The organism is Streptomyces viridiviolaceus, from assembly GCF_014650995.1.
Classification (GTDB): domain Bacteria; phylum Actinomycetota; class Actinomycetes; order Streptomycetales; family Streptomycetaceae; genus Streptomyces; species Streptomyces viridiviolaceus.
In genome coordinates this window covers 200,516-225,852 of sequence record NZ_BMWA01000010.1, presented here as the reverse complement: position 1 = coordinate 225,852, position 25,337 = coordinate 200,516, and the positions used below count along the sequence as shown (strand labels likewise).

24 protein-coding genes and 1 pseudogene are annotated in these 25,337 nt (G+C 72.2%); 9 read left to right on the top strand and 16 right to left on the bottom strand.

The window, feature by feature from the left end; all coding sequences use genetic code 11:
* Positions 1-4: 4 nt before the first annotated feature.
* Entirely contained in the window at positions 5-1,303 is a 1,299-nt protein-coding gene (gene paaK, locus IE260_RS16675; protein WP_189872553.1) for a phenylacetate--CoA ligase PaaK, read from the top strand.
* A 3-nt stretch (positions 1,304-1,306) separates the two neighbouring features.
* Here paaK and IE260_RS16670 read toward each other — a convergent pair whose 3' ends face one another.
* Positions 1,307-2,812, bottom strand: a complete 1,506-nt coding sequence (locus tag IE260_RS16670; RefSeq protein ID WP_189872551.1) for an acyl-CoA synthetase — start codon at positions 2,810-2,812, stop codon at positions 1,307-1,309.
* Positions 2,813-2,883: 71 nt separating this feature from the next.
* The gene (locus IE260_RS16665; RefSeq protein WP_189872549.1) at positions 2,884-3,267 is read right to left on the bottom strand and encodes a hypothetical protein; all 384 of its coding nucleotides are present in this window, start codon (positions 3,265-3,267) and stop codon (positions 2,884-2,886) included.
* A gap of 98 nt (positions 3,268-3,365) precedes the next feature.
* Here IE260_RS16665 and IE260_RS16660 point away from each other — a divergent pair, with 98 nt between their 5' ends.
* The 3 genes from IE260_RS16660 to IE260_RS16650 all read left to right on the top strand — a co-directional run bounded on the left by IE260_RS16660 (position 3,366) and on the right by IE260_RS16650 (position 8,311).
* Entirely contained in the window at positions 3,366-3,863 is a 498-nt protein-coding gene (locus IE260_RS16660; protein WP_189872547.1) for a MarR family transcriptional regulator, read from the top strand.
* A 117-nt stretch (positions 3,864-3,980) separates the two neighbouring features.
* Positions 3,981-6,401 carry a penicillin acylase family protein gene (locus IE260_RS16655; protein WP_189872545.1) on the top strand — a complete coding sequence of 807 codons (2,421 nt, stop codon included), beginning with the start codon at positions 3,981-3,983 and terminating at the stop codon, positions 6,399-6,401.
* A 134-nt stretch (positions 6,402-6,535) separates the two neighbouring features.
* On the top strand, positions 6,536-8,311 hold the full coding sequence (locus tag IE260_RS16650) for a serine hydrolase domain-containing protein (protein WP_189872543.1): 1,776 nt from the start codon (positions 6,536-6,538) through the stop codon (positions 8,309-8,311).
* A 15-nt stretch (positions 8,312-8,326) separates the two neighbouring features.
* Here IE260_RS16650 and IE260_RS16645 read toward each other — a convergent pair whose 3' ends face one another.
* From IE260_RS16645 to IE260_RS16625, 5 genes are all read right to left on the bottom strand, one after another.
* Positions 8,327-8,518 carry a DUF2795 domain-containing protein gene (locus tag IE260_RS16645; RefSeq protein ID WP_189872541.1) on the bottom strand — a complete coding sequence of 64 codons (192 nt, stop codon included), beginning with the start codon at positions 8,516-8,518 and terminating at the stop codon, positions 8,327-8,329.
* Between the two features lie 84 nt (positions 8,519-8,602).
* The gene (locus IE260_RS16640; RefSeq protein ID WP_189872539.1) at positions 8,603-10,171 is read right to left on the bottom strand and encodes a phytoene desaturase family protein; all 1,569 of its coding nucleotides are present in this window, start codon (positions 10,169-10,171) and stop codon (positions 8,603-8,605) included.
* A gap of 54 nt (positions 10,172-10,225) precedes the next feature.
* Complete coding sequence (locus IE260_RS16635) at positions 10,226-12,451, bottom strand: serine/threonine-protein kinase (protein ID WP_189872537.1); 2,226 nt, start codon at positions 12,449-12,451, stop codon at positions 10,226-10,228.
* A gap of 65 nt (positions 12,452-12,516) precedes the next feature.
* Positions 12,517-13,374 carry an oxygenase MpaB family protein gene (locus IE260_RS16630; RefSeq protein WP_189872535.1) on the bottom strand — a complete coding sequence of 286 codons (858 nt, stop codon included), beginning with the start codon at positions 13,372-13,374 and terminating at the stop codon, positions 12,517-12,519.
* A 40-nt stretch (positions 13,375-13,414) separates the two neighbouring features.
* Complete coding sequence (locus IE260_RS16625) at positions 13,415-13,792, bottom strand: four-helix bundle copper-binding protein (protein WP_189872533.1); 378 nt, start codon at positions 13,790-13,792, stop codon at positions 13,415-13,417.
* 136 nt (positions 13,793-13,928) lie between these two features.
* Here IE260_RS16625 and IE260_RS16620 point away from each other — a divergent pair, with 136 nt between their 5' ends.
* From IE260_RS16620 to qcrB, 4 genes are all read left to right on the top strand, one after another.
* On the top strand, positions 13,929-14,333 hold the full coding sequence (locus IE260_RS16620) for a ChaB family protein (protein ID WP_189872531.1): 405 nt from the start codon (positions 13,929-13,931) through the stop codon (positions 14,331-14,333).
* A 37-nt stretch (positions 14,334-14,370) separates the two neighbouring features.
* Entirely contained in the window at positions 14,371-14,727 is a 357-nt protein-coding gene (locus tag IE260_RS16615; protein WP_189872529.1) for a DUF6479 family protein, read from the top strand.
* 85 nt (positions 14,728-14,812) lie between these two features.
* Entirely contained in the window at positions 14,813-15,163 is a 351-nt protein-coding gene (locus IE260_RS16610) for a DUF8129 domain-containing protein (RefSeq protein ID WP_189872527.1), read from the top strand.
* A 33-nt stretch (positions 15,164-15,196) separates the two neighbouring features.
* Complete coding sequence (gene qcrB / locus IE260_RS16605; protein ID WP_189872525.1) at positions 15,197-16,807, top strand: cytochrome bc1 complex cytochrome b subunit; 1,611 nt, start codon at positions 15,197-15,199, stop codon at positions 16,805-16,807.
* Here qcrB and ctaF read toward each other — a convergent pair.
* The 3 genes from ctaF to IE260_RS16590 all read right to left on the bottom strand — a co-directional run bounded on the left by ctaF (position 16,738) and on the right by IE260_RS16590 (position 19,220).
* On the bottom strand, positions 16,738-17,193 hold the full coding sequence (ctaF, locus tag IE260_RS16600; RefSeq protein WP_189872523.1) for an aa3-type cytochrome oxidase subunit IV: 456 nt from the start codon (positions 17,191-17,193) through the stop codon (positions 16,738-16,740). The two genes, qcrB and ctaF, sit on opposite strands and share 70 nt — an antisense overlap.
* The gene (gene ctaD, locus IE260_RS16595) at positions 17,190-18,866 is read right to left on the bottom strand and encodes an aa3-type cytochrome oxidase subunit I (protein WP_189872521.1); all 1,677 of its coding nucleotides are present in this window, start codon (positions 18,864-18,866) and stop codon (positions 17,190-17,192) included. Before ctaD ends, ctaF begins: the two co-directional genes overlap by 4 nt.
* A gap of 126 nt (positions 18,867-18,992) precedes the next feature.
* Entirely contained in the window at positions 18,993-19,220 is a 228-nt protein-coding gene (locus tag IE260_RS16590; RefSeq protein WP_189872519.1) for an acyl-CoA-like ligand-binding transcription factor, read from the bottom strand.
* Between the two features lie 122 nt (positions 19,221-19,342).
* Between IE260_RS16590 and IE260_RS41680 the strand changes: the two genes are divergently transcribed.
* Entirely contained in the window at positions 19,343-19,495 is a 153-nt protein-coding gene (locus IE260_RS41680) for a hypothetical protein (RefSeq protein WP_229880821.1), read from the top strand.
* Between the two features lie 41 nt (positions 19,496-19,536).
* On the opposite strand, the gene IE260_RS16580 is transcribed toward IE260_RS41680, so the two are convergent.
* The 6 genes and pseudogenes from IE260_RS16580 to IE260_RS16555 all read right to left on the bottom strand — a co-directional run.
* Positions 19,537-20,178: a LutC/YkgG family protein gene (locus IE260_RS16580; protein WP_189872517.1), complete on the bottom strand. Its 642-nt coding sequence runs from the start codon at positions 20,176-20,178 to the stop codon at positions 19,537-19,539.
* Complete coding sequence (locus tag IE260_RS16575; protein ID WP_189872515.1) at positions 20,175-21,599, bottom strand: LutB/LldF family L-lactate oxidation iron-sulfur protein; 1,425 nt, start codon at positions 21,597-21,599, stop codon at positions 20,175-20,177. The genes IE260_RS16580 and IE260_RS16575 overlap by 4 nt, the downstream gene beginning before the upstream one ends.
* The gene (locus IE260_RS16570; protein ID WP_189872513.1) at positions 21,596-22,351 is read right to left on the bottom strand and encodes a (Fe-S)-binding protein; all 756 of its coding nucleotides are present in this window, start codon (positions 22,349-22,351) and stop codon (positions 21,596-21,598) included. Before IE260_RS16570 ends, IE260_RS16575 begins: the two co-directional genes overlap by 4 nt.
* Positions 22,351-23,748: a rhamnulokinase gene (locus tag IE260_RS16565; RefSeq protein WP_189872511.1), complete on the bottom strand. Its 1,398-nt coding sequence runs from the start codon at positions 23,746-23,748 to the stop codon at positions 22,351-22,353. The genes IE260_RS16570 and IE260_RS16565 overlap by 1 nt, the downstream gene beginning before the upstream one ends.
* Positions 23,749-24,368 (bottom strand): annotated as a pseudogene (locus tag IE260_RS43070) (ROK family protein); the annotation flags it as partial. It abuts the gene before it with no gap.
* Between the two features lie 45 nt (positions 24,369-24,413).
* Positions 24,414-25,337, bottom strand: a 924-nt coding sequence (locus tag IE260_RS16555) for a tetratricopeptide repeat protein (RefSeq protein ID WP_189872509.1), incomplete at its 5' end; no start/stop codon positions are given.

Sequence of the window (25,337 nt, the reverse complement as noted above, 5' to 3'; positions counted from 1 at the left end):
GCCGATGGCGGACGCGACGGACCTGCTGGACTCGGGGGAGCGGCTCGACGCCGAGGCGCTGCGGGCACTGCAGCTGGACCGGATGCGGGCCTCGCTGCGGCGGGCGTACGAGAACGTGCCGTTCTACCGGGAGTCCTTCGACAAGGCCCGGGTGCGCCCCGAGGACTGCCGTTCGCTCGCCGACCTGGCCCGCTTCCCCTTCACCACGAAGGCGGACCTGCGGGAGAACTACCCGTACGGGATGTTCGCGGTGCCGCGGGAGCGCGTCCGCCGGCTGCACGCCTCCAGCGGCACGACGGGACGCCCCACGGTCGTCGGCTACACCGACGGCGACCTGTCGGTGTGGGCGGACATGGTGGCCCGTTCGCTCCGCGCGGCCGGTGCCCGGCCCGGGGACATCGTGCACGTGGCGTACGGGTACGGACTGTTCACGGGCGGGCTCGGCGCGCACTACGGCGCGGAGCGGCTGGGGTGTACGGTCGTTCCCGCCTCCGGCGGTATGACGGCTCGTCAGGTGCAGCTGATCCAGGACCTGAGGCCCGCGGTCATCATGGTGACCCCCTCCTATATGCTCACCCTCCTGGACGAGTTCGAGCGGCAGGGCGTCGATCCGCGCGGCACCTCGCTGCGCGTGGGCGTCTTCGGCGCCGAGCCGTGGACCGAGGAGATGCGCCGGGAGATCGAGGAGCGTTTCGGGATCGACGCGGTCGACATATACGGGCTGTCGGAGGTGATCGGCCCGGGCGTCGCGCAGGAGTGCGTGGAGACCAAGGACGGGCTGCACATCTGGGAGGACCACTTCTATCCGGAGGTCGTCGACCCGGTCACCGGCGAGGTGCTGCCCGAGGGCGAGGAGGGCGAGCTGGTCTTCACCTCGCTGACCAAGGAGGCGATGCCCGTCGTCCGCTACCGGACCCGGGACCTGACGCGGCTGCTGCCGGGCACGGCGCGGGTGTTCCGGCGGATGGAGAAGGTCACCGGCCGCAGTGACGACCTGGTGATCCTGCGCGGCGTGAACCTCTTCCCCACGCAGGTGGAGGAGATCGTGCTGCGTACGCCGGGCGTCGCGCCCCATTTCCAGCTGCGGCTGACGCGGGAGGGTCGCCTCGACGCCCTGACGGTACGGGCCGAGGCCCGTCCGGACGCGGGTCCGGAGGTGCGCGAGGAGGCGGCGCGGGCCATCGCGGCGGGGGTGAAGGACGGCATCGGCGTCTCGGTCGGCGTGGAGATCGTCGACCCGGAGTCGCTGGAGCGGTCGGTGGGGAAGATCCGGCGGATCGTGGATCTGCGCCCGTGCCCGTGACCGTCACTCCCGGGCAGCGGTGAAGCGGTCCCGCAGCTCCCGTTTGAGGATCTTGCCGCTGGCGTTGCGGGGCAACTCGTCCACGAACAGCACCCGCTTGGGTGCCTTGAAGGCGGTGAGCTTCTCGCGGGCGTGGGCGATCAGGTCCTCCTCCGTGACGTCCGCGCGCCTGACGACGACCGCCGTGACGGCCTCGATCCACCGTTCGTCGGGAAGCCCGACCACGGCGGCCTCGGCGACGGCCTCGTGCGTGTACAGGGCGTCCTCGACCTGGCGGGAGGCGACCAGGACGCCACCGGAGTTGATGACGTCCTTGACCCGGTCGACGATCGTGAAGTAGCCGTCCGCGTCCCGCACGGCGAGGTCGCCGGAGTGGAACCAGCCGCCGCGGAACGCCTCTCGCGTCTCCTCGGGCTTGTCCCAGTACCCCTCGCACAGCTGCGGGGAACGGTAGACGATCTCGCCGGGGGTGCCCTCGGGCACGTCCTTGCCGTCCTCGTCGACCACGCGGGCGTCCACGAACAGGACGGGCCGGCCGCAGGAGTCCATCCGGCCCTCGTGCTCGTCGGGTCCGAGGACGGTGGCGAGCGGACCGATCTCGCTCTGTCCGAAGCAGTTGTAGAAGGCGAGGTCCGGGAGGCGCCCGCGGAGCCTCTCCAGGACGGGCACGGGCATGATCGAGGCACCGTAGTACGCCTTGCGCAGGCCACCGAGGTCACGAGTGGTGAAGTCGGGGCGGTTCGCGAGGCCGATCCACACCGTCGGCGGTGCGAACAGACTGTCCACGCGGCCGGCTTCGATCAGGTCGAAGAGCCGGTCGCCGTCGGGCCCGTCGAGGATGATGCTGCTCGCGCCGACCGCGAGGCAGGGCAGCAGGAAGACGTGCATCTGCGCCGAGTGGTAGAGGGGGAGCGCGTGCACCGGGCGGTCGCCGGCGCCGATGTCGAGGGCGGTGATGGCGCTCAGGTACTCGTGCACCAGCGCGCGGTGGGTCATCATCGCGCCCTTGGGGAGCGCGGTGGTGCCCGAGGTGTACAGCAGCTGCACCAGGTCCTCACCGCCCGGTTCCAGGCCGTCGTACGCGAAAGCCGTGGCCAGCCGGGCGAGGAGGGAGTCGTCGGTGTCGCGCAGCGGGAGCGTACGGACCCCGTCGGGGAGCCGCCCGGCGAGGTCCGGGTCGGCCAGGACCAGCGTGCTGCCGGACTGGCCGACGATGTAGGCGAGGTCGTCGCCGGTCAGGTTCTGGTTGACCGGCACGTGCACCAGGCCCGCCCGGGCACAGGCCAGGAACGCGATCAGGTAGGCGTCCGAGTTGTGGCCGTAGGCGCCGACCCGGTCCCCGGGGGACAGTCCCAGCTCCCGCAGGACGCTCGCCGCGCGGGAGACCGCGGTGTCGAGCTCCTCGTACGTCCACGTGCGGTCGCGGTACTCCACCGCGACGCGCGCCGGGGTGCGTCGGGCGCTGCGCCGCAGCACCCCGTCGACCGTGCTGCCATGTCCGGGCGTCATGACAGTCGATCCTCGGCTCGCGTCCCGGGGAGGTCAAGACACCGGTGCGCCGTGCGGGTCGGGTGCCGGGTTCACATGAGGGTGCCGCCCACCCCGCTGCGGCCGTCCGGCACGCCGGTGAGGCTGACGACGGTCTGCTCGCGGACCCCCTCGCCGAGTACGCCGGCCAGTGCGCCGGTGATGGCGGCGACGAGGCGGGCGGGTGCCTCGGGGACCTGCGGGAGGTGCAGGGCGGCCTCGCGCAGGCTGAACGTCACCAGGGGGGCATCGGCGTCGGTCGGCACACCGCCGAGGCCGCGCCGGTGCTGCGGGACGCCGATCAGGTCGACGCCGACCAGGCGGCGGAACTCCTCTCCGTAGACGGAACCGACCGCGTCGGTCAGGGCGGCGATCAGCTTCGGCTCGACCGTCCCGTCGAGGGTCTCCTCGCTGAGGTGGACGGTGAAGTGCGGCATGGCAGGATCTCCGTTCACACGATGCGTAGCATGGCGGAAAGCTCGTAGGACAAAGCAAAGCATCTTTGTCTTCAAAGGTAAATGCCAGGGAGTGCACGATGCCGACACCCGGGAGCGCGCCCGGACGGGACAACGGGGACGCAGCCGGAGGCGTCGACGACACGGTCCGGGCCCTGCTGCTGCTCATGCCGCGACTGGTGGGCCGGGCGAAGCGCATCCCCGTGCCGGAGGCCCTGCGGTCCTTCCAGCTCGCGCCGCGCCATCTCTCCCTGCTCGCCTGCCTGCTGTTCGACGGCCCGATGACGGTGAACGAACTGGCCGCACGGCTGGAGGTGGCGCCGACGACGGCGAGCCTGCTGATCGGCGACCTGAGCCGGAAGGGGATCCTGGAGCGCCGCGAGGACGAGGCCGACCGGCGCCGCCGGATCGTCGCCATCGCACCGGAGCAGGAACCCGCCATCCGCGCCTGGCTGGCTCCCGGCGCGACCGCGTGGCGTGCGGCCCTCGATCCGCTGACGCCGGATCAGCGCAGGCTGTTCGTCGAGACGTTGCTCGCGTACGAAGCCGCCGTCGGCGGCGGTGAGGAACGCGGCTGAACGCGTCACCGAGGGCGTGACGGCACCTTCGAAACCCCTGGTGTCATGGCACTGACACGTGCACATACCGACTGGTACGCTCAGCCGCCCCTTCCCCCAATGACGTCGGGAGGCACGATGCGCACCCGTCTGAGACGGTTCGTCGTCACGGCCGTCGCCCTGCTCACCGCCACGACCGTGCTGCCCGCCGCCGCGGCCGAACGCCCCGGTGGCCGCCACGAGAATCCGTCCCACGGCGGACTGTCCGCCGTCATCCGCTACACCGAGTACGGCATTCCGCACATCGTCGCCGAGGACTACGCGAATCTCGGCTTCGGCACCGGCTGGGCGCAGGCCACCGACCAGGTGTGCACGCTGGCCGACGGTTTCGTGACCGTACGCGGCGAACGCTCCCGCTACTTCGGCGCGGACGCGGCGTCCGACCTCTCGCTCTCCTCCGCCACCACGAACCTCTCCAGCGACCTGTACTTCCGGGGGGTGCGGGAGGCGGGCACGGTGGAGAAGCTGCTCGCCGAACCGGCGCCGCGCGGCCCCAGCCGCGACGTGAAGGAGCTGATGCGGGGCTTCGCGGCGGGCTACAACGCCTGGCTGGAACAGAACCGGATCACCGACCCGGCGTGCCGGGGCGCCGCCTGGGTACGGCCGGTGACGCCGCTTGACGTGGCCGCGCGCGGCTTCGCCCTCTCCGTGCTCGGCGGGCAGGGGCGGGGTGCGGACGGCATCACGGCCGCGCAGCCGCCGGCCGGGACGCCGGGGACCGCACCCTCGCGGGCACCCGACGCCGAGGCGACCGCGCGGGCCGCCCGGCAGTTGTTCGCCGCGGACGACGCCGACATGGGCTCCAACGCGGTCGCCTTCAGCGGCGCCACCACGGCGAACGGCCGGGGCCTGCTGCTGGGCAACCCGCACTACCCGTGGCAGGGCGGGCGCCGCTTCTGGCAGTCGCAGCAGACGATCCCCGGGCGCCTGAACGTCGCGGGCGGCTCGCTGCTCGGCTCGGCGACGGTGTCCATAGGCCACAACGCGCACGTGGCGTGGAGCCACACCGTCGCCACGGGCGTCACCCTCAACCTCCACCAGCTGACGCTGGACCCGGCCGACCCGACCGTCTACCTGGTGGACGGCAGGCGTGAACGCATGACGAAACGGTCCGTCACCGTCCCGGTGCGCAACGGCGCCCCGGTGACGAAGACCCAGTGGTGGACCCGGTACGGCCCGGTGGTCACCTCGCTCGGCGCCTCCCTGCCGCTGCCCTGGACGGCCACGACGGCCTACGCGCTGAACGACCCCAACGCCGCCAACATGCGCGCCTCCGACACCGCCCTCGGCTTCAGCCGGGCCCGCGACACGGACGACGTGCTGGACTCCCTGCGGCGCACCCAGGGCCTGCCGTGGGTGAACACGATCGCCGCCGACTCCGGCGGCCACACCCTGTTCACCCAGTCGCAGGTGCTGCCGCGCATCACCGACGAGCTGGCTCGGGCCTGCTCCACGCCGCTCGGCAAGGTGACCTACCCGTCGTCGGGACTGGCGGTCCTGGACGGCTCGCGCGGCGACTGCGCGCTGGGCCGCGACCGGGACGCCGTGCAGCCGGGCGTCTTCGGCCCGAGCAGGATGCCGACGCTGCGGGACGCGCCGTACGCGGAGAACTCCAACGACAGCGCCTGGCTGGCCAACGCCGACCGGCCGCTGACCGGTTACGAGCGGGTCTTCGGCACGGTCGGCACGCAGCGGACGATGCGTACCCGGGGCGCGCTCGAGGACGTGGCGGCGCTGGCGGGCCGGGGCGGGCTGACCGTGGGGGACCTGCAGAGGCAGCAGTTCGCCAACCGGGTGCCCGCGGGTGATGTGGCCGCGGCCGACGCGGCGAGGAGCTGTGCCGCGCTGCCCGGCGGCACGGCGACGGGCAGCGACGGGCGGGCCGTGGACGTCCGGGATGCCTGCGACGTGCTCGCCTCCTGGGACCGCACCGTGAACTCCGGCAGCCGGGGCGCGCTGCTCTTCGACCGGTTCTGGCGCGAACTCACGGCGGCCGTCCCCGCCGCGCAGTTGTGGAAGGTGCCGTTCTCGCCCGCCGACCCGGTCCGCACCCCGCACACACTGAACACCGAGGCGCCGGGCTTCGCCACCGCCCTCGCCGACGCCGTCGCCGAACTGCGGGCGGCGGGCATCGCGCTCGACGCCCCTCTCGGCGAGCACCAGTTCGTCGTGCGAGGCGGCGAGCGCATCCCCGTCGGCGGCGGCACGGAGTCGCTGGGCGTCTGGAACAAGATCGAGCCCGTCTGGGACCCGGCGCGTGGCGGCTACACCGAGGTGACCACCGGCTCCAGCTACATCCAGGCCGTCGGCTGGGACGGGACCCGCTGCCCGGTGGCCCGGACGCTCCTGACGTACTCGCAGTCCTCCGACCCCTACTCGCCGCATCACGCCGACCAGACCCGGCTGTTCTCCGGCGAGAGGTGGGTGACGTCCCGCTTCTGCGAGCGGGACATCCTCTCCTCGCCCGCACTCAGGGTCGTCCGCGTGCGTGAACGCTGACACCCCGGCCCGCCCGGCGTCGTACCGGGCGGGCCCCGCACGCCCCATTGACACATCCCGTCACTGACAGGAAAGTTTCACCCCGCACGGCAATCCCGGAAAGATACTTTCACCTTCGGTACGGGAGGCTCTCGATGGCGGAGCAGGCGGCGAGCGGATTCACACGTCGGCAACTGGGCGCCGGTGCCCTGGCGCTGGGCGGCGCCCTGGCGATCGCCCCGTTCGCGGCCGGGCCCGCCGCGGCGGCCTCGGGCACGGGCCGCCGTCCCACCCTGCGGCACGGCTCCGCCGAGCGCGCCGGACTGCTCCCCGGCCATCTGCGCCAACTCGTCGCCGACGCCGAGACGTTCCTCGGCCCCTCCCCCAAGCACCCCTGGTACGCGGGTGCCGTGCTGCTCGCCGGGCGCGGCGGCACGGTGGCGCTGCACGAGCCGATCGGCATGGCGGTGCGCTACCGGGCGTACGACGAGAAGACCGACACCGGCGTCGAGTTCCCGGCCGAGCGGCAGATCCCCATGACCCGGGAGACGGTGTTCGACCTGGCGTCGGTGTCCAAGCTGTTCACCTCGATCCTCGCCGTGCAGCAGATCGAGCGGGGCACCGTGGAGCTCGAGGCGCCGGTCGCCTCGTACCTGCCGGAGTTCGGCCGGGCGGGCAAGCAGGAGATGACGGTTCGTCAGCTGCTGACGCACACCTCGGGTTTCCGCGCCTGGATCCCGCTGTACAGCGCGCCGACGTACGAGGAGAAGGTCCGGCTGATCTTCGACGAGGCACCGGTGAGCCCGCCCGGAACCGCCTATCTCTATTCGGACCTGAACCTGATCTCCCTCCAGCTGGTCCTGGAGAAGGTCACCGGCCGCACCCTGGACGCCCTCCTGCGCGACGAGATCACCGCCCCGCTGGGCATGCACCGCACCCGCTACAACCCGCCCGCCTCCTGGAGACCCCGGATCGCGGCCACGGAGGACGCCCGCAAACCCTGGTCCGGCCTCGACCGCGGGCTGGTGTGGGGCGAGGTGCACGACGAGAACGCCTTCAGCCTCGGCGGTGTCGCCGGCCACGCGGGGGTGTTCTCCTGTGCGTGGGACCTCGCGGTTCTCGGCCGCACGCTGCTCAACGGCGGCTCCTACGGCCGGGCGCGCATCCTGCGGCCGGAGTCGGTGGAGTTGATGTTCACCGACTTCAACACCGCCTTCCCGGGGGACGAGCACGGGCTCGGCTTCGAGCTGTACCAGCACTGGTACATGGGCGCGATGGCCACCCCGCGCACCGCCGGCCACACCGGGTTCACCGGGACGTCGCTGGTGCTCGATCCGACGACCGACTCGTTCCTGGTGGTGCTGGGCAACTCCGTGCACCCCGTGCGCAGCTGGCGCTCCGGCTCGGCTCCGCGGGTTGCCGCCGGCACCCACATGGCACGCGCCGTGCCGGTCCGGCCGGCACACGGACGCACCGCCTGGTTCTCCGGGACGGCGAACGCCACGACGGCGACGCTCACGCTCCCCGCGCTGGACGCGTCGGCCGGCGACGCCCGCCTGCGCTGCGCGCTGTGGTGGGACACCGAGCCGGGGTCGGACGCCCTCGTCCTGGAGGCCACGACGGACGGCGGCGACACCTGGCGGCCCGTGCCGTTCACGACCACGCGCCGGGGCGAGACACCGCGGGAGCACCCCGCGGGCTCGGCCTCCGGCTGGTCCGGGCGCGTCTGGCACCGTCTGACGGCGGACCTCCCGGCCGCCCGCGGGCTCACGCTGCGCTGGCGGTACACGACCGACCGGCTGTACGTGGGCCGCGGGGCGTACGTCGACGGGCTGCGCGCCGAGGCGGCCGGCGGCGTCCTGTTCGACGACGCGCGCCCGGCTGACGCGGCGCGGGTCGAGGCCGTGGGGTGGACGCCGTCGGCGGACTAGCGGACCGGGGGTCCGTTACCGGTTGAACACCGCCTTCTGCACCTCGTTCGGCCCGTCGAAGCTGTTCTCCTTCAGACCGTCGAGGCGGCTCACGACCTTGTCGTCGGCGTGGTTCTTGCGGGCGCATTCGACGAGCGCCTTCTTGTCCGCCGGGTAGTCCATGCCGCTGAGGGCCTTCTGCAGGTCGATGGGGCTGAGGTCGGCCATGACAGGCTCCTTGTCCGTGCGGGTCGGCTGTACGGAATTTCCGTTATGTCGCGGTACCCCGCACACCCCGACGCATGCAGACCCTCAGCGCTCCGGCGACTCCAGCACCGCCATGGCCGCGTTGTGCCCCGGCACCCCGCTGACCCCTCCCCCGCGCACCGCGCCCGCTCCGCACAGCAGCACGTTCGCGTGCCCGGTCGCCACGCCCCAGCGGCCGGCGCCCTCCTGGGCGTGGGGCCAGGACAGCTCGCGGTGGAAGATGTTGCCGCCCGGCAGGCGCAGGTCGCGCTCCAGGTCCAGCGGGGTCTTCGCCTCGATGCAGGGGCGCCCGTCGGCATCGGTCGCGAGGCAGGAGGCGAGGGGTTCGGCGAGGTGGACGTCGAGCTGGGCGAGGGTCGAGGCGAGCAGCTCCTCGCGCACGGCGTCATTGTCCCGTGCGAACAGCCGCGCGGGTGTGTGCAGGCCGAACAGGGTGAGCGTGTGCATGCCCCGCTCGGCCAGGTCCGGGCCGAGGATCGTCGGGTCGGTCAGGGAGTGGCAGTAGATCTCGGAGGGGGGCGCGGCGGGCGGTTCCCCGGCGGCGGCCCGGGCGTACGCGGCGCCGAGCTGCTCGTAGCCCTCGGCGATGTGGAAGGTCCCGGCGAACGCCTCGCGGGGGTCGACGGCCGGGTCGCGCAGCGCCGGCAGCCGCGTCAGCAGCATGTTCACCTTGAGCTGGGCGCCCTCGGCGGGCGGCGGCGGGGCCGCGCCGGTCAGGACCGCCAGCTCCTGCGGCGAGGCGTTCACCAGGACATGGCGCGCGGCGGCGACGCCCTCGCCGTCGGCCGTGCGGTAGGTGACCTCGGCCGTCCGGCCGTCCGTGTCGATGCGCACCGCCTCGTGCCCGGTGGCGAGTACGGCCCCCGCTGCCCGCGCCGCGTGCGCCAGCGCGTCGGTGAGGGCACCCATGCCGCCGACCGGAACGTCCCAGGCACCGGTGCCGCCGCCGATCACGTGGTACAGGAAGCAGCGGTTCTGCTTCAGGGAGGGATCGTGCGCGTCGGCGAAGGTGCCGATCAGTGCGTCGGTGAGGACCACGCCCCGCACCAGGTCGTCCGAGAAGTGCTTTTCGACGGCGACGCCGATCGGCTCCTCGAACAGGGCCCGCCAGGTCTCCTCGTCGTCGATGCGGCGGCGCAGCTCCTCCCGGGTGGGCAAGGGCTCGGTGAGCGTCGGGAAGACCCGCCGGGCGACCCGGCCGGTCGTGCCGTAGAAGCGCTGCCAGGCCGCGTACTCCCGGTCCGAGCCGGTGAGCCGGGCGAAGGACTCCCGCGTCCGCCGCTCGCCCCCGCCGACGAGGAGCCCGGTGGGCCGTCCGTCCCGCTCGACGGGCGTGTACGAGGAGACGGTGCGCCCGCGCACCCGGAACTCCAGGTCCAGGTCCCGCACGATCTTGCTCGGGAGCAGGCTGACCAGGTACGAGTACCGGGACAGCCGCGCGTCGACCCCGGCGAACGGCCGCGTGGAGACGGCCGCGCCCCCGGTGTGGCCGAGCCGCTCCAGCACCAGCACGGAGCGCCCCGCGCGGGCCAGGTAGGCGGCGGCGACCAGGCCGTTGTGGCCGCCGCCGACGATGACGGCGTCGTAGGCACGGGATGCGTGGTGTGGGGCCATGGCTCTTGGTAGCACGCCGTGATCCACATCGCCAGAGGCCGGCCGTGCCCCGGATCAGCGGCTGCCCGACGCCCCCTGCCGCCGCACCACCGCCGCCCTGCGGTACAGGTCCACGGCCTCGGCGCCCCGGCCGAGCTGCTGCAGGCAGTGGGCCTCGTCGTCACGGCTGGCGACGGTGTCCGGGTGGTCGGGGCCGAGGACCCGCTCGCGCGCGTCGGCGACCTGCCGGTACTCGGCCAGGGCGTCGGCCCAGCGGCCCAGCCAGCCGAGGCCCACGGCGACCTCCCGGCGGCTGACCAGCGTGTCCGGGTGGTCGGGGCCGAGCACGCGCTCGCGGATCGCGCACAGCGAGCGGGACTCGGTGAGCGCGTCCTCCCAGCGGCCCAGCCGCCCCAGGTTGACGCCCAGGCCGTGCCGGGCGCGCAGGGTCTCGGGGTGCTCGGCGCCCAGGACGCGGGTGCGGTCCTCGACCAGCTCGCCGTACAGCGTCAGCGCCTCGGCGCTGCGGCCGAGACGACCCAGGCTGATGCCGATCTCGTAGCGGGCGGCGAGGGTGTCGGGGTGGTCCGGGCCGAGCGCCCGGTCGCGGGCCTCGGCGACCTCGCGGTAGGTCCGCAGCGCCTCCTGCCAGCGACCCAGCCGGCCGAGGGCGTAGGCGACCTCGTAGCGGGTGACCAGGGTGTCGGGATGGTCGGGACCGAGCACGCGGGCGCGGGCGGCGGCCACCTCGCGGGCCATGCGGTGGGCTTCCTCCGGGCGGCCGAGCCGGCCCAGGTTGAAGGCGAGGTTGTGACGGCAGCGCAGCGTGTCGGGGTGGTCGGCGCCCATGGTGCGCTCCCGGACGGCGAGGACCGACGTGTAGACCTGGTGGGCGTCGTCGTACCGGCCCAGCCGGCCCAGGACGTACGCCATCTCCTGGCGGGTGGCGAGGGTGTCGGGATGGTCGGGGCCGAGCACGCGGATCCTGGCCTCGGCCACCCGCTTGTAGGCGTGCAGCGCGTCGGCTGGACGGCCGGTGCGGCTGAGGGTGAAGGCGAGCTCGTGACGGCTGGCGAGGGTGTCGGGGTGGTCGGGGCCGAGCAGGCGCTCGCGTTCGCCCGCCACCGCGCGGTGCACCTCGCCCGCCTCGGTCCAGCGGCCGAGCCGCCCCAGGCTCAGGCCCGCGTTGTGCCGCCCCGCCAGCGAGGTGACGGCTTCCGGCGGCGGGTCGGGCCGCTCGTCGGGCACGGGCCGCGCGTCCTCGTCGTCGGCGGGCCGCGGGATCCAGTCGCCGGACAGACCGGCCCCGGGGTCCGGGGGTGTGGAGCGCAGTCCGGTGCCGGTCGCCTTGTGGCCGGTGGTCATGCCGGCCGTCCAGGAGGGCAGCTTGTGTCCCACCGGCTCGGGCAGCTCCGGCCGGGGAGCGGCCACAACGGGCACGTACGCCGGTGCCGTGCGGCCGGCGGCGATCCGGCGGCCCAGTTCACGGGCGTCCTGCGGACGCCGTTCGGGCCGCTTGGCCAGCAGGTCCAGGATGATCCGCTCCAGGTACCCGGGCAGTTCGGGGCGGTGCCGGCGCGGCGGTTCGGGCGGGGTGTCGCGGTGGCCGACGAGGATCGCCCAGGCGTCGTCGAGATCGAACGGGGGTACGCCGGTGGCGATCTCGTAGAGCACGCAGCCCAGCGAGTAGAGGTCGCTGCGCCGGTCCACCTCGGTGCCGCCGATCTGCTCCGGCGACATGTAGTGGGGGGTGCCCATGGCGATGCCGGTGCCGGTGAGGCGGGCGGTGAACCCGACGTCGTGGCCGAGCCGGGCGATGCCGAAGTCGCAGATCTTCACCGTGCCGTCGGCGAGCCGCACGATGTTCGCCGGCTTCAGGTCCCGGTGGACGATGCCCTGTTCGTGGGTGTAGGCGAGGGCGGCGGCCACCTGATCGGCGATGTCGACGACGTCGGGGACCGGCAGCGGGTGGTGCTTGTTGTCCTCCAGGAGCTGGCTGAGGTTGCGGCCCTCCAGCAGTTCCATGACGAGGAAGAGCACGCCGTCGGACTCGCCGAAGTCGTGCACGACGGTCACCCCGCGGTGCTGGAGGGCGGCGGCCACGCGGGCCTCGCGCCGGAACCGCTCCCGCAGGACGCGGGTGAAGGAATGGTCGTGCTGCGCTCCCAGCGGCTTGAGGCACTTGACGGCGACGCGGCGGCCCAGCGACTCGTCCCGCGCCCGCCATACCTCGCCCATGCCGCCGCGCCCGATCCGGTCGAGCAACCGGTACCGGCCCTGGATCAGCGTGCTGTCCCCCATCTCGGCGCCCGCCCCCGCCTCGTCACTGTCGCCCCGCCCTCCCCTGGCCGGTCCAGTATGGCGGTTTATCGTCCGAGTTTGTACGGTGCCGGACGCGCGTCCGGTCCGAGCCGCGCCATGGCGCGCAGGATGTGTTTGGGCGGCAGCTGCCAGCGCAGACGTGCGGGAATCCGGCGCAGCAGGGCTCCCGTGACCCGTAGCCGGCGGGTGACGGTGGCGGGTGCGGGGGCCGGTCTGCCGTAGAGCACGTGCGCGTATTGCGGTAGGGAGGCGTACGCCAGCTGTGCCACCCGCCGCCACAGCAACGCGCGCGCCGGGACCAGCAGCGGGTGCGTCGGCGGGCGGAGCAGGAAGTCGTCCACCTCGCGTGCCTCGTCCCCCGCGGCCAGCTCGGGCCGCACCCGTGCGAAGTAGGCGGCGAGCTCGGCCCGGCTCGCGGGTACGGCGTCGGGGTCGAGGCCGACCAGGCGGGCGCTGTGCCGGTGCTCGGCGAGGTAGCGGTCGGCCAGGGCGTCGGTGAGCGGGAATCCGGAGCGTCTGAGCACGTGCAGGTAGGAGTCGATCTCGGCGCAGTGCACCCACAGCAGCAGCGCCGGTTCGTCGATGCCGTACCTCTCCCCCGTGTCCGGGTCCGTCGCCCCGAGCATGCGGTGGATCTTCCGTACCCGGGCACCTGCCCGCTCGGCGGCCTCGGTGGTGCCGTACGTCGTCGTGCCGACGAAGCCGGCGGTGCGCATCAGCCGCCCCCAGGCGTCGCGCCGGAAGTCGGAGTTCTGCATGACGCCGCGCACGGCGCGCGGGTGCAGGGCCTGGAGGTAGAGGGCACGGATCCCGGCGATCCACATCATCGGGTCGGCATGGGCCTGCCAGGTCACCGAGTCCGGGCCGAACAGCCCCGGGTCGCCCGTCCGCGTCACCGTCATACCCGCAGGCTAACGCCGTACGGGTCGTGGCCCCAGGGCCTCAGCGGAGGGTGGCGAGGAAGTCGTCGCAGGCCCGGGCGCAGGCGCGGCTCGCCTCGGCGCCGTCCTCCGCGCCGGGGCATTCGTCGAAGACGTGCGCGCTCTCCAGGCACACCTGCCGGCACCACTCCAGCTGGACCCGGATCGCGGACTCGTCCACCTGGTTCTGCTCGGACAGCACCCGGCACGTCGCGTCGCACACCTCCGCGCACATGATGCCCTTGCGGCGCACCAGTTCCTGTTTCTCGGTCCCGTCCGGTTCCACGAGACTCGCGCGCAGCGCGCAGGCCCGCGCACACTCGGTGCACGCCTGTGCACATGCGAAGCGATCTTCGAGGAAGCGGAAGAGCTCCTGCTGGGAAGTCGTCGTCGATGTCACACTCCGCGGGTTGCCGGAAGGGGCGGCGGCAAACCCGGCGAACCCGGTGTTCCCAAGGGTTCCGGCCCGTTTTCCGGCTTCGTCGCCGGGCACCCGTGGACCCGCCGGAAGCGACGACGGACGGAGGTGCACGACCATGCCGGGACGACAGGAACTGCCGTCGACCCTGGAGCGGTCATCGGAGGAGGCCCAGCGCACGTGGATCAAGGCCCATGACTCTGCCGTGGAGGAGTACGGCGAGGGCGAACGGGCCCACCGGGTGGCCTACGGGGCGCTCAAGCACATGTACGAGAAGGTCGGCGACCACTGGGAGCGCAAGGAGGGCGGCCGCAAGGGCCCCTCCGACCCGCAGTCGGCCCGGCCCCGGCAGCAGGGCGGCCGCAGCGGCGAGGGCGTCGACGAGAGCGCTTCGAAGGAACACCTCTACGGCGTGGCTCGGCGGCTGGGCGTCGAGGGCCGGTCACGGATGTCCAAGACGGAACTGCTCGACGCCATCCGCAAGGCGAACCGTTCGCAGACGCGAGCGGCCCGGTCGGGCTGAGCAGGTTGGTGACGTGCGCCGGGGGTACTCGCGCGGCATGACTAGCGCATGGATGGAGATGGCCGCGAGTTCCGGCGCCGCCGGTGTGGGACTGATCGTGGCGGGTGTCGTGGTGGTGGCGCTGCTGATCGGCGCCTTCGCGTTCGGCATCCGCGTCAAACGCAGGGAGCCCGCGCCGCCCCGTCCCGACGAGCAGCCCCGGCCGCCCGCGGACGGACCGGTCCGCGAGGTCCAGGAGAACCGGGAGCCCGAGGAGGTGCCCAGGAGCGACGACCGGATGCTGCCGCACGAGCTTCGGCACCAGGGCAGCCGCTCCGCCCCCGAAGGGGAACGGCCCCGCTGGAACGAGGGCGGCAGCGGTTCGTTCGGCAGTGGCGGGCCGGGGGCCCGCTGAACCGGAACCGACCCGAAGGCCTTCGAAGGGCCCGGAGTGCCGGGGCCGCCGCGCCCGGGCCGCCGCACAGAGAGAAGTGAGAACCATGGCCGACCCGGCCCGCAACACCCTGCCGCTGCCCGACTACGACCATCTGCCGATCGGGAGTCTGGAGAGCCGTATCCGGTCGCTGGGCGTGGAGGAGGTGGAGGAACTGCTGGCGTACGAACGGTCGCACGCCGACCGTCTCCCGGTGACGGAGCTGCTGGCGACCCGTCTGGAGCAGTTGCAGTCCGGGGCCGAACCGTCGTCCGGCGACCCCGGTGCCGTACGCCCCGAGCAGACTCAGGGCCACACGGGTTCGCCCGTGTCGCCCGCGACCTCTCCGGAGCCGTTCAGCCCGCCGCCGCACGGCACTCCGGACCAGCGGGGCAAGCCGAAGGGTGACCGCAGGTGATTTCCGGCACGGCCGCCGGGGAACCCATGCGCCGTGCTGTTGAAGAGGAGAAGGGCCCGCGCCGGCGCGCGGGCCCGCTACGCGGCCGAACGCACGGTCGACTGGGCGGATGAGCGGCTCCCCGTCTGTGAGGGCGGGGGGCTGCTGCGCAAGGCATTCCCCGACCACTGGTCGTTCCTGCTGGGCGAGATCGCCCTCTACAGCTTCGTCGTGCTGCTGCTGACCGGTGTCTGGCTGACGCTGTTCTTCCAGCCCTCGATGACGCAGGTCGTCTACGAGGGCTCGTACCGGCCGCTGCTCGGGGTGCGCATGTCGGAGGCGTACCGCTCGACGGTCGACATCAGCTTCGACATCCGTGGCGGGCTGCTGATCCGGCAACTCCACCACTGGGCCGCCCTGGTGTTCCTGTCGGCCATCGGAGTGCATCTGCTGCGCGTCTTCTTCACCGGCGCGTTCCGCCGGCCCCGTGAGGCCAACTGGATGATCGGCGTGACGCTGTTCCTGCTGTCGCTCGCCGAGGGCTTCGCCGGGTACTCGCTCCCCGACGATCTGCTGTCCGGTACGGGTCTGCGCATCGCGCAGGGCATCATGCTGTCCCTCCCGGTGGTGGGGACGTACGTCAGCATGTTCGCGTTCGGTGGCGAGTACCCCGGCGAGGAGCTGATCCCGCGGCTGTACTCGCTGCACATCCTGCTCGTTCCCGGGCTGCTGCTGGGGCTCCTCACGGTCCATCTGATCCTGGTCTTCTACCTCAAGCACACCCACTGGGCCGGCCGCGGCCGCACCAACCGCAACGCCGTGGGCAAGCCGATGTTCCCGCAGTTCGCCGCGGGCTCCACCGGCCTGTTCTTCATGGTCTTCGGCGCGCTCACGGTGCTCGCGGCGGTGGCCCAGATCAATCCGATCTGGGCGTACGGCCCCTATCGCTCGGACGTCGTCTCGACGGGGTCGCAGCCGGACTGGTACGTCGGCTTCCTGGAGGGCGCGCTGCGGCTGGTGCCACCGTGGGAGACGGTGGTGGCCGGCCACACGGTGATGTGGAACGTGCTGCTGCCCGCGGTCGTGCTGCCGGGCGCCCTGTTCGCGGTGCTCTACGCGTACCCGTTCTTCGAGCGCTGGGTGACCGGTGACCGGCAGGAGCACCATCTGTGCGACCGCCCCCGGAACAAGCCCGTGCGCACCGGGCTGGGCGTCGCCGCGATCACCTTCTACGGGGTGCTGACCGCCGCGGGCGGCAACGACATCATCGCCTTCACCTTCGACATCTCGCTGAACCTGCTGACGTGGGTGTTCCGTGTCTGTCTGGTGGTGCTGCCACCGCTCGCCTTCGTCGTGACCAAGCGGGTCTGCCTGGCGCTGCAGGAAGGGGACCGCGAGCGGCTGGCCGAGGGCGAGGAGACGGGCGAGGTGCGGCAGACGCTCGCGGGCGGCTACGCCGAGAGCCACGAACCCCTGGACGAGGAGACGCGGTACGTGCTGCGGACGGGGCGCCCGCCCGAGCCGCTCGCGCCGGCCGCGCCCGAAGGCGGGGCGCCGCGGGTGGCAAGGCTCCGGGCGACGCTCAGCCAGTGGTACTACGGCGACCGCGTCGACGTGGAGGAGCCGGAGGTGTCCGAGCCGTCCGAGGACGAGCTGGAGCGCTGAGTGTCCCGTCCCGCGTACTGGAAGACGAGGCCGAAGGTGCCGCCCGCGAGGACGCCGAGGCCCAGCAGGGCGAGCCACAGGCCGTAGACGACGCCGAGCGCGAGGAGGACCGCGCCCAGGGCGGTCATGATCGGCCAGTGGCTGCGCGGCGGGAAGAACTCCAGGGGGCCGGCGCCGTCGGCGACTTCGGCGTTGTCGCGGTCCTGCGCCCGCGGGCCGCGCTTGCGGTGCTGCACGAGGAGGAAGAACGCGACGAGCGACGACATCAGGAAGGCGACGGTCAGGACGGCGGTGCCGGCCGGCTCGGCGGAGAAGTAGCCGTAGCCGATCGTGATGACGGCGAAGAAGGCCGCCACCAGGGTGAACAGACGCGCCTCGGTCTTCACTGCACGTGCCTCTGGTCGTGCCGGCTGATGTGGGGGTGGTGCAGCTCGAACGCCGGGGACTCGGAACGGATCCGGGGCAGCGAGTGGAAGTTGTGGCGTGGCGGTGGGCACGCGGTGGCCCATTCGAGGGAACGGCCGTAGCCCCAGGGGTCGTCGTTCTCCACGCGGGTGCCGTACTGGCGGGTGCGCCACACGTTGTAGAGGAACGGCAGCGTGGACAGGCCGAGCAGGAAGGCGCCGATGGAGCTGATGGTGTTCAGGGCCGTGAAGCCGTCCGCGGCCAGGTAGTCGGCGTAACGGCGCGGCATGCCCTGCTCGCCGAGCCAGTGCTGCACGAGGAACGTGGTCTGGAAACCGACGAAGAGCGTCCAGAAGTGGATCTTGCCGAGGCGTTCGTCGAGCATTCTGCCGGTGAACTTCGGCCACCAGAAGTAGAAACCCGCGAACATCGCGAACACCACCGTGCCGAACAGCACGTAGTGCAGGTGGGCGACGATGAAGTAGGAGTCCGTGAGGTGGAAGTCGAGCGGCGGGGAGGCGATCAGGACGCCGCTCATGCCGCCGAGCAGGAACGTCACGAGGAAGCCGCACGACCACAGCATCGGCGTCTCGAAGGACAGCGAGCCGCGGATCATCGTGCCGATCCAGTTGAAGAACTTTACTCCCGTCGGCACCGCGATAAGGAACGACATCAGCGCGAAGAACGGCAGCAGCACGGCACCGGTGGCGAACATGTGATGGGCCCACACCACGGCGGACAGCATGGTGATCGCGATGGTGGCGCCGATCAGGCTGAGGTAGCCGAAGATCGGCTTGCGACTGAACACCGGGACGATCTCGGTGACGATGCCGAAGAACGGCAGCGCGACGATGTAGACCTCGGGGTGGCCGAAGAACCAGAACAGGTGCTGCCACAGCAGTGCCCCGCCGCTCGCGGCGTCGTAGATGTGCGCGCCGAACTTGCGGTCGGCCTCCAGGGCGAGGAGCGCGGCGGTGAGCACGGGGAAGGCGGGCAGCACCAGGATCGAGGTGAACAGCACGTTCCAGGTGAAGATCGGCATCCGGAACATGGTCATGCCGGGGGCGCGCAGACACAGGATGGTCGTGATGAAGTTGACGGCGCCGAGCGTGGTGGACACGCCGGTGACCACCAGCCCCATGGCCCACAGGTCACCGCCCGGTCCCGGGCTGAAGACGGCGCTGTTGAGCGGCGCGTAGGCGAACCAGCCGAAGGCCGCAGCTCCCTGGGGGGTGAGGAATCCCGCCACCACCATCAGACCGCCGAAGAGGTACAGCCAGTAGGACAGCGCGTTGAGCCGGGGGAAGGCGACGTCCGGGGCACCGATCTGCAGGGGCATGATGGCGTTGGCGAATCCGGCGAACAGCGGGGTCGCGAACAGCAGCATCATGATCGTGCCGTGCACGGTGAAGAGCTGGTTGTACTGGTGACTGCTGAACAGCTGCAGTCCCGGGCGGGCGAGTTCGGCGCGCATCAGGAGCGCGAGCAGGCCACCGAAGAGGAAGAAGCAGAAGGAGGTCGTCATGTAGAGATTGCCGATCACCTTGTGATCGGTCGTCGTCGCCCACCGCACCAGGGACCGCCCGAGCGTGCGGTTCGTCCGCGTCCGCTCGGGTGTCCGGTGCGGCGGTTTGTTCCTCCTGTCCACCGCCATGCGCCGGAGGGTACCCAGGCCGGAAGCCGCCAGACGTACGGCCACGCCGCGCATCCGGGCGGCGGCCCCCGTGCGCTCCCGCGCGGCTCGGCCGGGCGGGTTCGCGCGCCCGGCGGCCGGAGCCGGTCAGCGGCCCGCGCCGACGGCGCCGAGCGTGTCGAGGCACTCCCTGACGAGTTGTGAGAGGTCCCGCTGTCCGGGCTCGACGATCCAGCGCTGGAACGCCACCTTGAACACGGCCGTCCCCGCCTCGGCGGTCAGGCGTGCGATCAGGTCGCTCACACCGCGCCCGCGCAGGGCGTCGGCGCGTGCGACGGACAGGTCCGCGAGCTTGATTACGACAGTGACGGACATCGCGTGTGACGGTGTCCCGCCCGAACGGAGTTCGCGGGCCGCGGCTTCGGCTGGCGCTCCGCGACCGGCTTCCGGCACCCCGGTCTGCACGAGTACCGCGACGACGACGTGCCCTGTCGATGATGCGCGGCTTCTCGGGACTGCTGCTCACCGCGGGCCTCGACCACACGCTCTTCGGCGCGACCGCGGCCCGGGAGGACGGTTCCATGACGTTCCTGGCTCCCGGCGAGGAACGCGGCTGCACGACCACGTTCCGCGTGGGGCGGCTGGACTGACCGACGGGGCCGGCGATGCGCCGGCCGCGTCGACGGCGGCGTCAGTCCACCACCAGGACGACCTCCAGGGTCCGCGGGCCGTGGACGCCTTCGACCCGGTCGAGTTCGATGTCGCTCGTGGCGGACGGGCCGGAGATCCAGGTCATCGGGCGGGTGGGGTCGAGGCGGGGCAGGGCCTGCGGGAGCGAGGCGACCACCTGGCCGGGGGCTTCGACGACACAGACGTGCAGGTCGGGAATGAGGGTGAGGGCGCGCCGGCCCTGCCCCGGGCCGGCGTCGAGGACGACGGTGCCGGTCTCCGCGACGGCCAGGGCGCACCCGGTGACCACGGCGTCGGTGGAATCGAGTTCGGCCGGGGTCAGGGGGACGTCGTCGAACCGTTGCCGGGCGTCCGAGCCGGCCAGCCAGGCACCGGGAAGACCGGGCGGCACGACGACGGTGCGTGCGCCGCGCTCGGCGAGGAGCCTGCCGACGAGTGCCGGCAGGCCCTGCCGGGTGCTGCGGTGCACACCGGCCCGGTAGTCGACGAGGTTGTCGTGGAGGAGGTCGAGCACCCCGGCGGGGTCGTCGGGTGTGTGGCTCACGAGGTAGTCGCGCGCGACCTCGGGGGCCTCGGGCACGTCGGCGAGGGCCCTGCGCACTCTGCCCAGGACGCGGTCGCGGGAGGAGGACGGAGACGTCATGCGTGGTTCTTCTTCCACCAGTCACGGAAGGGCCGGTCGGGCAGCTCCGGCAGGTCACGACTGTTGGTCCACTCGCGGGCCCCGGGGCCGGGGAGCCGCTTGGGATGCAGCTTCCGCGTCCTGGAGGCGAGGCGTTCACCGGCGGTGAGGGCGGCCGGGTGGTCCAGGAGCCAGGTCGCCGCCCGCATCGCGGCCCGTTCGAGGCGGTGTCCGGCGCCGCCCTGGTCGGCGACCTTCTCCCGCAGGTGGACGAGGACTTCGGGGATGTCGATGGCCACCGGGCACACTTCGTAGCAGGCGCCGCACAGGGACGACGCGTACGGCAGTGACGCGTCGAGCTCCGTGGCGGTGCCCCGCAGTTGGGGGGTGAGGATGGCGCCGATGGGGCCGGGGTAGGCGGAGCCGTAGGCGTGGCCGCCGGCCCGCTCGTACACCGGACAGACGTTCAGGCACGCCGAGCAGCGGATGCAGCGCAGCGCCTGCCGGCCGACCTCGTCGGCGAGGGTGTCGGTGCGGCCGTTGTCCAGCAGGACCAGGTGGAAGGCGCGCGGGCCGTCCCCGTCGGTCGTGCCCGTCCACATCGTGGTGTAGGGGTTCATCCGCTCGGCGGTGGAGGAGCGCGGCAGGAGCTGGAGGAAGACCTCGAGGTCGCGCCAGGTGGGGATCACCTTCTCGATGCCGACCACGGAGATCAGGGTCTCGGGCAGGGTCAGGCACATGCGGCCGTTGCCCTCGGACTCCACGACGACCAGCGTGCCGGTCTCGGCGACCATGAAGTTGGCACCGGAGATCCCCACCTTGGCGCGGAGGAACTTCTCGCGCAGGTGGAGCCGGGCCGCTTCGGCGAGGTCCGCGGGCCGGTCGGTCAGGCCGTCCGGGGCGGGGCGCCCCCAGTCCTGCATGTGGTCGCGGAAGATGTCGCGGATCTCGCCGCGGTTGCGGTGGATGGCCGGGACGAGGATGTGGGAGGGCAGGTCGTCGCCGAGCTGCACGATGAGTTCGGCTAGGTCGGTCTCGTAGGCGCGGATGCCGGCCGTCTCCAGCGCCGCGTTGAGGCCGATCTCCTGGGTGGCCATGGACTTGACCTTGACGACCTCCGTCTCGCCGGTCGCCTCGACCAGGTCCGCGACGATGCGGTTGGCCTCTTCGGCGTCGGCGGCCCAGTGCACGGTGCCGCCCGCGGCGGTGACGGCCCGTTCCAGCTGCTCCAGGTGGCGGTCGAGGTGACGCAGCGTCCGGTCCTTGATCTGCTTGCCGGCCTCGCGCAGCTGCGCCCAGTCGTCGAGTTCGGCGACCGCCCCCGCCCGCTTGGCGCGGATGGTGTGCGTGGCGTGCCGGAGATTGCCGCGCAGCGTCGTGTCGCGTACGGCGTCGCGTGCCGCCTCGGGGAAGGACGGCATTCCGATGAAGGTTCCACTCATCGCAGCGGCTCCTCTTCCGTGCTCGCGAGAATCTCCGCGAGGTGCAGTGCCCGCTGCGGTGCCTCCCGGCGACGCAGCATGCCGCCGATGTGCATGAGGCACGAGTTGTCGGCGCCGCACAGCACGTCCGCCTCCGTGGCCAGGGCATTGCTGATCTTGTCGGCGCCCATCGCCTCGGACACGTCGGCGTTCTTCACGGCGAACGTTCCGCCGAAGCCGCAGCACTCCTCCGCGCCCGGCAGCTCGATCAGTTCCAGTCCCTTGACCGCCTGCAGCAGGCGGCGCGGCCGGTCGCCCAGCCCGAGCGTGCGCAGCCCGTGGCACGACGGGTGGTAGGTCACCGTGTGGGGGAAGTACGCGCCCACGTCCGTCACCCCCAGCACGTCGACGAGGAACTCGGTCAGCTCGTGGACGCGCGGCACCAGGGACGTGGCGGCCCCGGCCAGTTCCCGTCCGCGGCCTTCGGCTGCCGCTCTGGCGCCGATGCGGGGGTAGTTGTCGCGGACCATGGCGACGCAGGAGCCGGAGGGGGCGACGACGTGGTCGTAGCCCTCGAAGGCGCGGGCCATGCGGCGCACCAGCGGTTCGGTCGCGCGCCGGTAACCGGTGTTGTACTGCGGCTGGCCGCAGCACGTCTGGGCGGCGGGGAAGTCCACCTCGACTCCGAGGCGCTCGAGCACCTTGACGGTGGCGATGGCCGTGGACGGGTACAGGGCGTCGTTGACGCAGGTGGCGAAGAGAGCTACGCGCATCAGGGCTCCGTTCGGGCAGGGGTGAGCCTGGCAGCCGCCGCGTCCCAGGCGGCGCTGTCGCCGCGGGGGGTGTAGCGCCTGAGGTGTTGGGTGGAGGCGACGAGTCGGCGCATCGCGGCCAGGTCGGCCACCAGTCCGGCGGCCCTGGCCTGGACGAGGATGTTCCCGAGGGCGGTGGCTTCGGTGGGCCCGGCGATGACGGGCAGTCCGGTGGCGTCGGCGGTGAGCTGGCAGAGCAGGTCGTTGCGTGAGCCGCCACCGACGAGATGGATGTGGGTGATGTCGCGGCCGGCGAGTTCGGCGGCCTGCCGCAGGGTGCGGCGGTGGGCCAGTGCCAGGCTCTCCAGAATGCAGCGGACGACGGCACCCTGGCTCTCGGGGACCGGCTGGCCGGTGCGGCGGCAGTGGTCCCGGATCCGTTCCGGCATGTCGCCCGGGGCGAGGAACTCGGGGTCGTCGGGGTCGATGATCGCGCCGTAGGCCCGGCACCGGGCGGCCTCGGCGAGGAGCTCGGGGATGTGTGTGGGCAGCCCCTGTGCGTCCCAGGCCCGGCGGCACTCCTCCAGCAGCCACATGCCCATGATGTTGCGGAGGTAGCGGACGGTGCCGTCCACGCCCAGCTCGTTGGTGAAGTTCGCGGCCCGGGAGGTCTCGGTCAGGACCGGGGCGTCCAGTTCGAGGCCGGCCAGCGACCAGGTGCCGCACGAGATGTAGGCGAAGTGCGGTTCGGTGGCCGGGACGGCGGCGACCGCGGATGCGGTGTCGTGCGAGGCGACGGTGACGACCGGGGTGCTCGCGTCCAGATCGGTGTGGGCGGCGACGTGCGGAAGCAGGCTGCCTGCCGGGTCGCCGGGTCGGCGCAGGGGTGGCAGCAGGCCGGGGTCGATGGAGAGCCGGTCGAGGAGTTCCGCGGACCAGGTGCCCGTGCGGGCGTCGAAGAGCCCCGTGGTGGAGGCGTTGGTCGCCTCCGCCCCGATGGATCCGGTCAGCCAGTGGACCAGCAGGTCCGGTATCAGCAGCAGGGTGCGGGCGGCGCGCAACTGGCTGCTGCCCGCTGCCGAGGCGAGCTGGAAGACGGTGTTGAAGGGCAGGTGCTGCAGCCCGGTGATCCGGTACAGCTCCTCGGGTCCGACGCGGGGCCAGACCTGCTCGGCGGCGGTGTCGGTGCGGCTGTCCCGGTAGTGGTAGGGGGTGCCGACGAGTACGCCGTCGGCGTCGAGGAGTCCGTAGTCCACCGCCCACGTGTCCACCCCGATGGAGACGACACCGCCGGCCCGGGCGGCCTCCCGCAGTCCGTCGACGGTTCCCTGGAAGAGCGCGAGCAGGTTCCAGTGCAGTCCGTCGGGCAGGCGTACCGGGGTGTTGGGGAACCGGTGGGCCTCGGTCCCCTGCTGCACCTAGGGGTGCGGCAGGGCCCGGACGAAGGCGGAGGTCAAAGCGGTGGGCGCGGTGACGGCCGTGCCGACGCCGACACTGTGTGCGCCGTGTGCGAGGGCCTGGGCGGCCTCCTCGGGCGTACGGATGCGGCCTTCGGCGGTGACGGGGACGTCCACCGCGGCGGCGAGGGCCGCCACCAGAGCCAGGTCCGGTCCGTCCTGGACGGGAGAGCCGGGCGCGTACCCGGACAGCGTGGTGGAGACGAAGTCGGCTCCGTCGGCGGCTGCTGTCACTCCTTCTCGCAGGGTGGCGACATCGGCCATCACCAGGGCGTCTCCGAAGCGCGGCGGCTCGGGCCGCCGGTCACGCAAGGGAAGAAGGAGTTCCGCGGTGAAGGCTGCCGTCAGGGCGTTCCGGTAGAGCCGGCCGATGCGCGGGACGCCCACCGGCGACGACGACCCCGGTCGGGGCCGAGGACGTTGGCGAGCCCGCCGAGGGCCCGTCCGGCCGCGGACGCGCCCGTGGTGATGGCGTGGACGGCGTACCGGTCGCCCTGGCCCGCCAGATGTGCCACCGTTTCGAGTCGGTCGGCGCAGCGGCCCGCGATCCGCTCGTAGTGGGCCGTTATGGCGGGTCCGGCCGGAGGCTCAACGCCGAAGCCCCAACAGACCGAGTTTCAAGCCCGTTAGCCGGCGTGATCACCTTGCGGCCTGGTTGCCTGCTGGGAGGCGGTGGCGAGGGCGGCGCGCGCGGTCAGGGTGTCGGGATGTTCCGCACCCTGAATCCGCTCACGATCGGCAGCCACTTGCTCCAGCAAGGCGATGGCCTCGCTCATCCGCCCCGCCTGCTGGTAAGAGGCGGCTAGGTTGGCGCGCGCGGTCAGAGTGTCGGCATGTTCCGCACCCAGAATCCGCTCACGGTCCGCAGCCACCTGCTCCTCGATATCGATCGCCTCACTCGTCCGCCCCACCTCCCAGTAGGAAACGGCGAGATTGGCACGCGCGGTCAAAGTGTCGAGATGATCCACACCAAGAATCCGCTCACGATCCGCAGCCACCTGCTCCAGCAACGCGATGGCCTCGTCGTCCTGCCCCGCTGCCCGGTAGGCGGAGGCAAGGTTGATCCGCGCGGTCGAGGTGCTGGAGTGGTCCGCACCCAGAGTCCGTTCGCGGTCGCCGGTCACCTCCTTGAGCAACGCGATGGCGTCATGCGTGCGTCCCGCCTGCTGGTAGGTGATGGCCAGGTTGGCGCGCGCGGTCAAGGTGTCGGGGTGTTCCGCACCAAGAATCCGCTCACGATCGGCGACCACCTGCTCCTCGATATCGATCGCCTCACTCGTCCGCCCCGCCTGCTGGTAGGAAACCGCCAGGTTGACGCGCGCGGTCAAAGTGTCGGGATGTTCCGCACCAAGAATCCGCTCACGATCCGCAGCCACCTGCTCCTCGATATCGATCGCCTCACTCGTCCGCCCCACCTCCCAGTAGGAGGCGGCAAGGCTGGCCCGCGCGGTCAAAGTGTCGAGATGATCCACACCAAGAATCCGCTCACGATCCGCAGCCACCTGCTCCTCGATATCGATCGCCTCACTCGTCCGCCCCACCTCCCAGTA